The sequence below is a fragment of the Bradyrhizobium shewense genome (assembly GCF_900094605.1).
Lineage (GTDB): Bacteria > Pseudomonadota > Alphaproteobacteria > Rhizobiales > Xanthobacteraceae > Bradyrhizobium > Bradyrhizobium shewense.
Genome location: NZ_FMAI01000035.1, coordinates 6,346 through 18,167, shown reverse-complemented (window position 1 = coordinate 18,167; position 11,822 = coordinate 6,346). Strand labels below are relative to the sequence as shown.

Below are 11,822 nucleotides of genomic sequence, written 5' to 3'. Positions count from 1 at the left end.
TCGTGATTTGCGGTCGTGGCTGACGCCGACTTTCGACGGAACGCGCGGATGGCTACACGATGTTGCCGCAATCCGATCGCCGGTTTCGAGCTGCCAACGAGCGACAAGAAGCGAGTGCCGACAACGAGATGAGTGGTCAAGCCTGACAGTGATTTGCACTACTACCTTCCGCCTATACTAAGCGCGAAAAGGCGATGCTGTAATTTCCGTGATGGTTCGCAGGTGAACTGCGTATCGAAATGCGCAAAGCGCATCGGCGCCCAACGTGGCGCGCAAAGCAACATCACGGAGGGAATAAATGACCTTTGGAACGAGGGGCTTCTTGGCCGGCATTTCGATGATCGCGATGCTGGGCACGGGCACGGTTGGCGTTCGCGCCAACGATTCACTGCTCAAAGCGCAATCCGATTCCAATCAATGGGCGGTCGCGGGCCACGACTACGCCAACACGCGATTCAGCCCGCTCAACCAGATCAACGCCGAGAACGCCGGCAAGCTGTCGCTTGCCTATTCGTTCTCGCTTGCATCGCTGCGCTCGAACGAATCCTCGCCGATCGTCATCGGCAACACGTTGTACGTCTCGACCTCATGGGGGCCGAAATACGTCTATGCGCTCGACGCTGCGACCGGCGCGCGCAAGTGGACCTACGAGCCGGAGATTCCGGACGACGTGCTGCAATACGCCTGCTGCGACGTGAACAATCGCGGCGTCTCCTACGCCGACGGCAAGATCTTCGTCGGCCGGCTCGACGGCAAGCTGACCGCGCTCGACGCTGCGACTGGCAAGGCGCTGTGGACGGCGAAGGTGGTCGATTACAAGCAGGGCTCGGTCATCACTTCACCGCCGCTGGTCGTGCGCGACAAGGTCATCACCGGCTTCGGCGGTGGTGAGTACGGCGTGCGCGGCGCGCTTCAGGCCTTCGACATCAACACCGGCAAGCTCGCTTGGCAGACCTATACCGTTCCCACGCCGGAGGAGCCCGGCGGCGATACCTGGAAGGGCGATTCCGCGCAGCATGGCGGCGGCGCGGCCTGGCTGGTCGGCTCTTACGATCCCAAGACCGATACCGTGTATTGGGGCACCAGCAATCCCGGGCCGTGGAATACTGCCGTGCGTTCGACCGGCAACGGCGATTTCGGCAAGCTGACCAACCTCTACACGGCCTCGACGCTCGCGCTCGACCCCAACACCGGCAAGATCAAGTGGCATATCCAGACCACACCCGCCGACGCCTGGGACTATGACGGCGTGAACGAGGCCGTGCTCGCCGACCTCAACATCGGCGGCAGCAACGTTCCAGCGCTGATGAAGGCCGATCGCAACGGGTTCTTCTTCGTCGCCAACCGCGAGACCGGCAAGGTTCTTTCGGCGGAGAAGTATGTCTTCTCGAACTGGGCGCAGAAATTCGATCTTGCCACCATGCGCGCGGTCGAGGATCCCGACAAGCGTCCGGGCCCCGGTCATCCCGCCAAGGACATCTGCCCCAATTTGATCGGCGGCAAGAACTGGCAGCCGATGTCGTTCAACCCGCAGACCGGCCTCGTCTACATTCCCTCCAACAATGTCTGCATGGATTGGTCGGTCAGTGACGTCGCCTACAAGCGCGGCGTGTTCTATCTCGGCGCCGAATTCCCGACCAAGGAAGGCCCCGGCGGCTTCCTCGGCGAACTCGTGGCCTGGGATCCCGTCAATCAGAAGAAAGTCTGGTCCATCAAGGAAGACCTGCCTTTCAATGGCGGTACGCTGACCACTGGTGGGGGCCTGGTGTTCGCCGGCAACATCCATGGCGACTTCCGCGCCATCGATGCGAAATCCGGCAAAATGCTCTGGAGCAAGAATCTCGGCTCCGGCATCGGTGCGGGTCCTGTGACCTACATGGTCGACGGCAAGCAATACGTCGCCATCGTCGTCGGCCGTACGGCAGCGCTGCCCGCGTTCCTGGGCGAGGTTGGCAAGAAGATGACGGCTGCAGCTCCCGAGGGCGGCTCGCTCTTCGTGTTCTCCGTCCAGTGACCACTGGCGCGTGTATCCCCAAGTGACGGGATACACGCGCTCTTTTCCCAAAGTGTGATCGCGTCGTTGCGGCCGAGGCCAGGCCTTGTCGCAACGTCACGCCAAAGATGCCCAACCACGGGAGGTGAAGATGCGTCCAATTCATTCTGGCCTTGGCAATAGCAGATGTCGCGCCATCGCAGCTTTACTTGCATGCATTGCCGGCTCCGCGCTCATCGTGCCGGCCGCCATAGGCCGAGCGGACGAAGTGCAGCCGTTCCGGCTCTGTGCCGATCCGACCAATCTTCCGTTCTCGAGCAACAGCCCCTCGCAACCCGGCTTCTATGTCGAGATCGGGCAGGCGCTGGCGCGGGCACTCGGCCGGCCGATCGCCTACGATTGGTACAAGTCGTATTTCGGCAAGCGCACCGTCCGCGTCACTCTGCTCGGCAAGCAGTGCGACGCCATGATCGGCCTGCCGCGCTCCGAGGATTTCATGGGGCCAGCCGTCATCTTCTCGAGCACGGTTGCGCGTGAAGGTTACGCCCTCGTGACCGCAAAGGACCGGACGATCTCAGGGGTCGACGATCTCCGGGGCAAGCGGGTCGCCGTGCAGTTCGCCAGCACACCGCAAAACCTCCTGGCGACGCGTGACGATATCCAGAAGGTGACGGTGCTGTCGCCCGAGGAAGGCATGCAGGCGCTCGATCGGGGCAAGGCCGACGTCGCCTTTATCTGGGGGCCCGTGGCCGGCTGGCTGAACAAGACCGTCTACCAGGATCGCTATCGCGTTCAGCTCACCGAAGGCGAAGGTTTGTCGTGGGACGCGGCGATCGGCTTCGCGAAGGCCTCGACAGAGCTGCGCGACCAGATCGATGCGGTCTTGCCGGACCTCGAGCGGACCATCGCCGACCTCAAGGTGAAGTATGGCCTGCCGACCGGTCAGCCTCTCCGCCTCAGCGCCGTGCAGACGCCGGCGGGAACCACGACCGGAGCCGGGACCGGCGTGGCGCAAGTGGCCAACGTCGTCGCGACCGAGACCAAGGGCGACGCGCTGGCGTCAAATGCCGAAGCTGTCGGTCAGGGCAAGGAGATCTTCAACGGCACCTGTGCGCATTGCCATGGTCCCGACGCGATCCAGAGCGAGCGGAAGATCGATCTGAGGCTGCTGCGTCACCGCTACGGCGACGAGATGCGAGAGAAATTCTTGACCACGGTGCATGAGGGGCGTCCAGCCAAGGGCATGCCGTCCTGGAAAGAGGTCTTCACCGACGGCCAGTTCGACAGCATCTACGCCTTTCTACTGACGGTTCAGACCGAATCGAACGATTGAATGGTCTTGACCGGACGGCATCGCGGAGATGTTCTAGGGTCCGTTTCGCATCCATCGGCACCAACGTCCGATGGATGCGCCCGCGCGATGGACCCCGGGGAAGGTGCCATGACCAGCTTCCTGATCATCGATGATCATCCGCTGTTTCGCGAGGCGCTCGGCAATGCCGTGCGGTTGGCGCTGCCGGAGGCCCGCATTCTGGAGGCGATGTCGATCGAGGACGCCTTGCGGGTTCTTTCGGTCGAGCGGGGGATCGACCTTGCGCTGCTCGATCTCTCGCTTCCCGACGCAACCGGTTTCTCCGGTTTTCTCAGGCTGCGCGAGACCTATCCGCGCCTGCCGGTCGCCATCGTCTCGAGCGAGGAGGATCAGCATGTGGTCCGCGAGGCGCTGGCGCTGGGTGCTGCCGGCTATCTGCCAAAATCCACGTCCAAGCGCGAGCTCGCGCAATCGATCGAAGGCGTCCTCGGCGGATCGGTGTCGGTGCCGAAGGATTTCGTGGCGCAGCCGCAGCGGAAGCGCGCCGACAGCAGCAAGGCACTGAGGGTCAAGCTTCGCGAACTGACGCCGCAGCAGCTTCGGGTGCTCGATCTGCTTCGCCGCGGCTATCCGAACCGGCAGATCGCGCAGGAGCTTCAACTCGCCGAATCGACCGTGAAGGCGCACATCACCGAGATCCTGCGCAAGCTCGGACTGTTCAGCCGCAACAAGGCGATCGTCGAGATCGGCAAGGTCGATTTGCCGGATCCGCGGCAGCGGCCCCATGCGAGGATCGATCGCGGGAGGCCGCAATGAGCTGCTGGCCCGACTTGATCTGGATCAAGCAGGATTGCTCCGGCAACGGCATGCTCGCCGCTCTGATCGCTGACTTCGGTGACGAGCTGGGAACGGCCCAAATCTGATGCGGTTTCTGATTGTCGAGGATCATCCGCTGTTTCGCGAGGCGCTCGAGGGGGCGCTGCAAATGGCGACGCCGGATGCCGATATGCTTCAGGCCGCCTCGATCGACGATGCGCTCGAGCTGTTGGCGTCGAGACCCGATGTCGACCTCATTCTTCTCGACCTGTCGATACCCGGGACGACCGGACTGTCCGGTATCATCCGCATCCGCAAGGCGTTTCCGCGCATTCCCGTCGTCATCGTGTCGGGGCACCAGGACGCGCAGATCATCTCGGGCGCATTGTCGCTCGGCGTATCCGGCTACATCCTGAAATCTTCGTCCAAGCAGGAGCTGGCGCATTCGATCAGCGAAGTCGTCCGCGGCGCGGTATGTCTGCCGGCCGCTTTTCGCGCGCTGGCCCGCCCGCAGCGTTCGCCGATCGCGGCCCAGGAGCTCCTGAAGCGCCTTCACGATCTGACGCCGCAGCAATTGCGCGTTCTTGAAATGCTCAAGCGCGGCCTGCAGAACAAGCAGATCGCCTTCGAGCTGAAGATCTCCGAGACCACCGTGAAGGTTCACGTCTCGGATATCCTGCGCAAGCTGAACGTGTTGAGCCGCACCAAGGCGATCGTCGAAATGTCGAAGATCGATTTTGCCACGCTGGCGGGCTCGGGAGCGGCCGCGAAGCGCGACCGCGCCCGGACCGATCCGCAAGCATGATGCAGCCCTCTTTCGCCGTCGATGCGGCGCGGGGTGATGAACTAGCTCAGCAGGAACGACAGCAGTGCGCGCATTTCCGCCGGCCTGATCGGCTTCTTCAGCACTTCCAGCCCATAGCGGCTGGCTTCCGCCGCAGCCTTTTCGGAATAATCCGCGGTGATGATCATCGCCGGCACGTCCGAGTTCAACTGGCGCCGGATTCCCTCGACGGCCGACAATCCGCTTTCGCCGTGATCGAGATGGAGATCGGCGATGATGGCGTCCGGCGTGCCGCCTAGCTCACTCAAACGCTGGGCGGCGTCCGCGGCGGATCTTGTGGTCGCGACATCGCAGCCCCATCCCTCCAGCAAGGCGGCCAGCGCCTCCGCGCCCGAGGCGTCGTTCTCGATGAGCAGGATCTTGGCCCCTCCCAGAGCGCCATAGTGCAGATCGGCGGGCTTCATTTCCTGGAGATCGTCGCTGACATCAGCGCGATCGGCCTGCTCCAGGTCGAGTACGAAGGTCGATCCCCGGCCGAGATGCGAGGACAGCCGCACCTCGTGCCCGAGCGCCGTCGCGAAGCGGCGCACGATCGAAAGACCGAGACCGAAGCCGGCCTGGTCGGTCGCGCTCGCGTCGCCGCGCTGGAACTCCCGGAAGATCGCCTCCTGCTGCGCCTGCGCAATTCCGGGTCCGGTATCGGAGATCTGGATCGCGATGCGATCGCCACGACGTCTGCATCCCATGATGACGCCGCCGCTGCGAGTATAGCGGATCGCGTTCGCAAGCAGGTTTTGCAGGATCCTCCGGAGCATCATTGGGTCGGACAGGACCGCGAGCGGCGAGGTGCGGACGCGCAGGGACAGTCCCTGCCTCCAGGCGATAGGCTCGAACTCGTCGCGGAGCTGGTCGAGCAGCGGCCCAAGCGCAGTCGGCCGCACGTCGGGCCGGAGCGCGCCCGCATCGAGCTTCGCGATCTCCAGAAGCGAGCGCAGCAGGTCTTCCAGCGTGACCAGGGACCGGTCGACCTGGTCGATGAGCAGGCCCGCTTCCTGCGACTCCATCATCTCAGTGAGGGCCGACAGGGTCAGGCGCGCCGCGTTCAGCGGCTGGAGGAGATCGTGGGTGACCGAGATCAGCACGGACGATTTCAGCGAGCTTGCAGCTTCCGCCTGCTGCTTGGCGCGGTACAGGCCTTCATTGGCCCGTTCGACCGAACGCAGAGCATCCCGCAACTGATGCGTCCGGTCGCGAATCTGATGGTCGAGCGCAATTGCGGTTTCGAACAGCGAGAACGCATTGAGCTGCTGATCCATCGACCGCTCGACGCGGGACATCAGCGCCGCATTGATCTTCTTCAGCTTGACGGACTCCCGCCGAAGCTGCTCGATCGTTTCGGCATCCTGCCAGGTCTCTGCCACGTCGGCTCCGTTACGTCGGCCGCCTGCCGATGGCGACGCCGGTGAAGGTCTGGTTCACGTGCATCGAGCCGAACTGTTCGCCGTAGGTATGGAATCCGACGACGCGGTTCTGCCGGTACAGCTCGGACATTTCGCGGGAAAGCTGATGCTGCTCGGCATCCAGCCGGCGTAGCAGGCATTCGAAGCCAATATAGAGAGAGACGTCACCGATCTGGTCACGGGTCTCCGCAAAGGCGTCGCGAGTAGCTCCGACCAGGCTGCACGAAGTTGCCGTCGTCAGAACCATGCCCTCATCGATCGCGCAGAAGAAGCGCAGCGAGCCGTCGGGATCGACGCGCTGGATCGACCGCGCATAATAGGAGCCGCCGACCCGGACCAGCACCGGATGAGATGCGAAAGAGAACGGGTCGAGCTTGGCGTCGATGATTCCGACTGCACGGGAATATTCCGCGGCGGCAGGCTCCGCGTTCAATTCCTTGACGACGCGCTGCTCGATATCGGCCTCGGTGACCACCAACTTCTGTGCGGTCGGCTCGAAATTGTCGCATTTGAACACGCGGAACGGCAGCGAAGTGTTGAGGAGAATGAGGAGAGCCGCGTCGGTGTGGGCCTTGCCGTCGAAGAACACCCAGGTCCTTTCGAAGCGCAGGCCGTCGCCGGCCGACCCGCCGACGATCGGGATATTGTCGAGCGAGGCATAGAGGGCGGACATCACAGCTTCTTCGCGGCGGCACATGCCGTCGATCAGCACCAGGCCGAACGGGTTGCGGCCGCCGACCTCCGAGGTCGTCCGCAACAGCTCGTGGCGGAGCTCGCTGCCGATCCGGCGGCCGTCCTCGACTTGGAAATTGGCGAGATTCAGGATCGGCCGGACCACGGCGTTGAAGTCGGCCTGGCTGAACGTCATCGCGACAACGCTGTTCTCGTCCCAGCCGTCCGGCGCCAGCTCGCCTGCCGTCGTGCAACCGCAGACCGGCGTGTCCGCAAAGTGTGTCGTGATCTCGGCGATGAACCGATGAGGATCGTAGCGGGGGGAGAGGAAGACCAGGACCAGGGCCAGCTCGTCCGACGGAAGCTGGGCGACCAGCTCGGCAACGGCCTCGTCGACGGTCGGAGCTTTCGATTTCGCGACCGCAACGCCGGACGAACCGCCAAACCGAAGATCGGCCTGCCCCACTTCGTTTCTCTCCTCAAGGACCGGCTTGGTCTGTCGCCAAGATCTGTCGCCAAGTGCCGAAAACAGTAGGGCTTTTTCAATCTAGCCGCAACAAGTCGCGCGGTGTCCGGTCCGGACTGGAAGTTGCCGGTCTGGCTCGCGCAGCCCGGGATTGCGGGCCGGAGGAATTTACCGCCCCTTGACGATTCTGCCTTAGTTTTGCGCATGCGGTCGGGGAGGCGGGGCGCCTTCGGATCGCGGCTGTTTGGAATAAATAATGGGGGTGGGAATGTCCGGGCGTATCGCGTCGCCGTCAAAGCGCACAATATTTCCCACCCTGAGGTTCCGCGCCAAGATCATCCTGGGTTTCGCGGTCGTGCTGGCGATCTCCGCCGGCAGCATGGCCTTCTCCTATTTCGGCTTCGAGCGAGTCTCGGCCGGGGTCGGGTCCTACCGCAGCAGCGTGTCGGAGGCGGACCTCGCCCGCAACATCGACCGCGAGCTGCTCGGCTACCGTTCGGCCGTCAGATATTTCGTCGTGACCGGCAAGGAAGATGACGCCAAGGCGGCGCTCGAGGCCGAGGCCAGCCTGAAGAATGCCATCGACCAGGCCGTCAAGAGCGCCAAGACCCCGGCGCGGAAGGACAGTCTCGACAAGCTCGCCAAGGAGTTCGCGAATTTCTCCGCAACCTTCGGCAAGGTTCTGCAGGCCAAGCGTGACAGCACGTTGCTGGTGCAGAACCAGTTGCAGCGCCAAGCCAATCTCCTGAAGTACAAGCTCGACGACGTCGGCAACAACGCGTCCGATTCCGAGGCGCAGGCGATCGAGTTCGGCACCAAGCAGGTCAACGCTCAGTTCCAAACCGCCAGTGCTGCAGCCACCAATTTCGTGCTGACGTCCGATCAGGCAATCGCGACCAGCGCGCTGGCGCGGCTGAAGTTCGTCGAGAACTCGCTCGGCGCGGTCTATTCCATGGACGACAAGATCGTCGCCGGCCTGAAGGAGGCCAAGACCATCCTCGGCGCCTATCGCGAGGCGCTGGAGAAGCTGATCGCCAACGCCAAGTTGGTCGACGGGCTCGTCACCGAGATGAGCGGTTCGGCCGGTGCGATCCTGCAAGGCGCGACCGCCATGAAGGCGGACCTCGTCGCCGAACAGCAGCGGTTGGACACGGAGTCGGAAGCGACCATCGGGCAGACCGAGCAACTGGTTCTGATGCTCGCCATTGGCGGTACGCTGCTTGGTCCGATCCTCGCCTTCCTGCTCGGCACCGGCATCTCGCGTCCGATGATCGCGATGTGCAAGGCGATGCGCGAGCTCGCCTCGGGCAATTTCGACGTGGTGCTGCCGGGTCTCGGCCGCAAGGATGAGATCGGCGAGATGGCCGGTGCGGTCGAGGAGTTCAAGGTTCAAGCCGTGGCAAAAGCCGAGCGCGACGCCGCTGCCAGCGAAGCCCAGAACAGGGAGGCGAGCGCTGCCCGCCGCTCCGAGCTGATCCGCTTCGCCGATGATTTCGAAAGCGCGGTCGGCGCCATCGTCTCCAACGTTTCGGCCTCGGCCGTGCAGTTGGAATCGGCGGCGTCCACGCTGACCCGCACTGCCGAGACCACCCAGAGCCTGTCGAGCCAGGTCGCCGGCGTCTCCGAGCAGGCCTCCTCCAACATGCAGTCGGTCGCCACCGCGACGGAGGAGCTCTCCGCCTCGGTCGAGGAGATCGGCCGCCAGGTCCGCGACTCCAGCCGGATTGCGGAAGCTGCCGTGGTCCAGGCCAGGGAAACTGACGGTCGCATCGGCAAGCTGTCGCATGCCGCCCAGCAGATCGGCGAAGTTGTGAAGCTGATCACGGCGATTGCCGAGCAGACCAACCTTCTCGCGCTCAATGCCACCATCGAGGCGGCACGCGCCGGTGAAGCCGGCCGCGGCTTCGCGGTGGTCGCGAGCGAAGTGAAGTCGCTGGCGAGCCAGACCGCCAAGGCCACCGACGAGATTTCCTCGCATATCACGGGCATGCAGGGCGCCACCGCCGAATCGGTTGCCGCGATCAAGGAGATCGGCGCGACCATCGGCCAGATCTCGTCGATCTCGACCTCGATCGCGAGCGCGGTCGAGCAGCAGGGCGCCGCGACGCAGGAGATCGCGCGCAGCGTCCAGACCGTCGCGCAGGGCACCCAGACCGCAGCCACCGACATCGGTGAGGTCAACCGCGGCGCCGCCGAGACCGGCTCGGCCTCGGAGGAGGTGCTGCACTCGGCCAAGACGCTGTCATCCGAAAGCACCCGCCTGCGCGCCGAGCTCGATCGCTTCATGGGGAATATCAGGGCGGCGTAGGAAAAGCCCTGAGGCCCTCGCTCTCGCTTCATCCTCCGCTGTCGTCCCCGCGAAAGCGGGGACCCATAGCCACAGGGAGTGGTTATGGAGCGAGCAGGTAACTCCGAGTCTTCGCCAAACCACTCCCTGTGGCTATCGCGACGAGCGCAAGCGCTCGCGCGGAGGTCCCCGATCTGCGCTTCGCTTGTCGGGGACGACAGCGGAGTACACATCTTCCCGCGTCACCTAACCGCGAGTTGCGGCGCCACAAATTTACCACAGCTTATCCTTTGCCGATTACCGTGCGGGCGAGTCAGGAAGCGGGCTGCTTCCGGGCTGCGCCTGGTTTTCCGCGAATGGAATGGGGTGGGGGAATGTCGGTCAAGTCCAAGTCCAAGTCGAAGTCGAACCAATCGAAGCTGCCAACCTTGCGTTTTCGCGCAAAAATCATCCTCGGCTTCGTGGCGGTGCTAGCCATCCTCGCCGTCAGCATGGCTTTCGCCTATTTCGGCTTCGAGCGGATCCAGGCCGCGGTGGCTTCCTACCGCGCCAGCGTGTCGGAAGCCGACCTCGCGCGGACGGTCGATCGCGACCTCATCGCCTATCAGGGACTGGCTCGGGCCTATACCCTGACGGGCGTGATGGATGACGAGACCGCAGCCAAGGCCGCCGAAGACAATCTGAAGAACGCGATCGCCAAGTCGATGTCCGCCACGACCGGCGCCGCCCGCCGTGAGCAGGTCGGCAAGCTGGAAGCCGAGTTTCAGCGCTTCACGAAGGTGTTCGGAGAGATCATCGTCCTGACGCGCGAGAACAACAAGATCGCGGCCGATGAGCTCAACAGCGTCGGCAACAAGATTCGCTTCAAGTTCGACGATCTCGCCGATACCGCGGCGCTGGCGGGGCTGGCATCGGTCCAGACCACGGCCAAGGACATCACCTCGCAATATCTGGCGGTCTCCACCTCGGTCAGCGCCTTCGTGGCCAAGCCGGAGCCGAAGACCGCCGATGGCGTGATCGCCCGCATCAAATTCCTCGAGACCCTGCTGGTCTCGATCTATGCCAGCGACCAGAAGATCACCGACCGCGTCACCGAGATCGGCAATCTGCTGAAGCAGTACCGCACCTCCTTCTCAAAGCTGACCGAGAATGTGAAGATCATCGTCAAGTCGAACGGTGAGATGACCAAGACGGCGGCGACCATCCTCAAGCTCTCGGCCGAGCTGCGTTCGGACCTGACTGCTGACCAGCAGCGCATCGAGGCGAGCGCCAACGCGACGATCGGAGAGACCGAGCAGCTGATGCTGATGATGGCGCTCGGCGGCCTTGCGATCGGTGCCGTGCTGGCCTTGTGGCTCGGCAACGGCATCTCGCGTCCGATGATCGCGATGTGCAAGGCGATGCGTGAGCTGGCCTCGGGCAATTTCGACGTGGTGCTGCCGGGTCTCGGCCGCAAGGACGAGATCGGCGAGATGGCCGGTGCGGTCGAGGAATTCAAGGTTCAAGCCGTGGCAAAAGCCGAGCGCGATGCCGCTGCCAGCGAAGCCCAGAACAGGGAGCAGGCCGCAAGCCGCCGCTCCGAGCTGATCCGCTTCGCCGATGATTTCGAGAGCGCGGTCGGCGCCATCGTCTCCAACGTGTCGGCCTCGGCCGTGCAGCTGGAATCGGCCGCGTCCACGCTGACCCGCACTGCCGAGACCACCCAGAGCCTGTCGAGCCAGGTCGCCGGCGTCTCCGAGCAGGCGTCCTCCAACATGCAGTCGGTCGCCACCGCGACGGAGGAGCTCTCCGCCTCGGTCGAGGAGATCGGCCGTCAGGTCCGCGACTCCAGCCGGATTGCGGAAGCTGCCGTGGTCCAGGCCAGGGAAACTGACAGTCGTATCGGCAAGCTGTCGCATGCCGCCCAGCAGATCGGCGAGGTGGTCAAGCTGATCACCGCGATTGCCGAGCAGACCAACCTTCTCGCGCTCAATGCCACCATCGAGGCGGCACGCGCCGGTGAAGCCGGCCGCGGCTTCGCGGTGGTCGCGAG

General features: G+C 63.9%; 8 protein-coding genes. 6 read left to right on the top strand and 2 right to left on the bottom strand.

The window, feature by feature from the left end; genetic code table 11:
- The first annotated feature begins 298 nt into the window (after positions 1 to 298).
- The 4 genes from GA0061098_RS37960 to GA0061098_RS37945 all read left to right on the top strand — a co-directional run bounded on the left by GA0061098_RS37960 (position 299) and on the right by GA0061098_RS37945 (position 4,926).
- Positions 299 to 2,014, top strand: coding sequence for a PQQ-dependent methanol/ethanol family dehydrogenase (locus GA0061098_RS37960; protein ID WP_091966452.1), 1,716 nt, complete (start codon positions 299 to 301; stop codon positions 2,012 to 2,014).
- A gap of 217 nt (positions 2,015 to 2,231) precedes the next feature.
- Positions 2,232 to 3,326 carry a c-type cytochrome gene (locus GA0061098_RS37955; RefSeq protein WP_245323886.1) on the top strand — a complete coding sequence of 365 codons (1,095 nt, stop codon included), beginning with the start codon at positions 2,232 to 2,234 and terminating at the stop codon, positions 3,324 to 3,326.
- Between the two features lie 108 nt (positions 3,327 to 3,434).
- Positions 3,435 to 4,121, top strand: a complete 687-nt coding sequence (locus tag GA0061098_RS37950) for a response regulator (RefSeq protein ID WP_091966513.1) — start codon at positions 3,435 to 3,437, stop codon at positions 4,119 to 4,121.
- 106 nt (positions 4,122 to 4,227) lie between these two features.
- Positions 4,228 to 4,926, top strand: coding sequence for a response regulator (locus tag GA0061098_RS37945; protein ID WP_165637866.1), 699 nt, complete (start codon positions 4,228 to 4,230; stop codon positions 4,924 to 4,926).
- A 41-nt stretch (positions 4,927 to 4,967) separates the two neighbouring features.
- Here the strand turns inward: GA0061098_RS37945 and GA0061098_RS37940 are convergent, their stop codons facing one another.
- Together GA0061098_RS37940 and GA0061098_RS37935 are read right to left on the bottom strand one after the other, a co-directional pair.
- Positions 4,968 to 6,326 carry a hybrid sensor histidine kinase/response regulator gene (locus tag GA0061098_RS37940; protein WP_091966448.1) on the bottom strand — a complete coding sequence of 453 codons (1,359 nt, stop codon included), beginning with the start codon at positions 6,324 to 6,326 and terminating at the stop codon, positions 4,968 to 4,970.
- A 10-nt stretch (positions 6,327 to 6,336) separates the two neighbouring features.
- A complete protein-coding gene (locus tag GA0061098_RS37935; RefSeq protein ID WP_091966446.1) occupies positions 6,337 to 7,503 on the bottom strand; it encodes an FIST N-terminal domain-containing protein in 1,167 nt (388 codons plus the stop codon).
- Between the two features lie 268 nt (positions 7,504 to 7,771).
- On the opposite strand from GA0061098_RS37935, the gene GA0061098_RS37930 reads away from it, so the two are divergent.
- Positions 7,772 to 9,811: a methyl-accepting chemotaxis protein gene (locus GA0061098_RS37930; protein ID WP_091966444.1), complete on the top strand. Its 2,040-nt coding sequence runs from the start codon at positions 7,772 to 7,774 to the stop codon at positions 9,809 to 9,811.
- Positions 9,812 to 10,164: 353 nt separating this feature from the next.
- Positions 10,165 to 11,822, top strand: a 1,658-nt coding sequence (locus GA0061098_RS37925) for a methyl-accepting chemotaxis protein (protein WP_245323885.1), incomplete at its 3' end; no start/stop codon positions are given.

Bases quoted from the DNA above. Each gene is read 5' to 3' on its own strand.
- GA0061098_RS37960 (WP_091966452.1), top strand. From the start codon at position 299: ATGACCTTTGGAACGAGGGGCTTCTTGGCCGGCATTTCGATGATCGCG.
- GA0061098_RS37950 (WP_091966513.1), top strand. From the start codon at position 3,435: ATGACCAGCTTCCTGATCATCGATGATCATCCGCTGTTTCGCGAGGCG.
- GA0061098_RS37930 (WP_091966444.1), top strand. From the start codon at position 7,772: ATGTCCGGGCGTATCGCGTCGCCGTCAAAGCGCACAATATTTCCCACC.
- GA0061098_RS37945 (WP_165637866.1), top strand. From the start codon at position 4,228: ATGCGGTTTCTGATTGTCGAGGATCATCCGCTGTTTCGCGAGGCGCTC.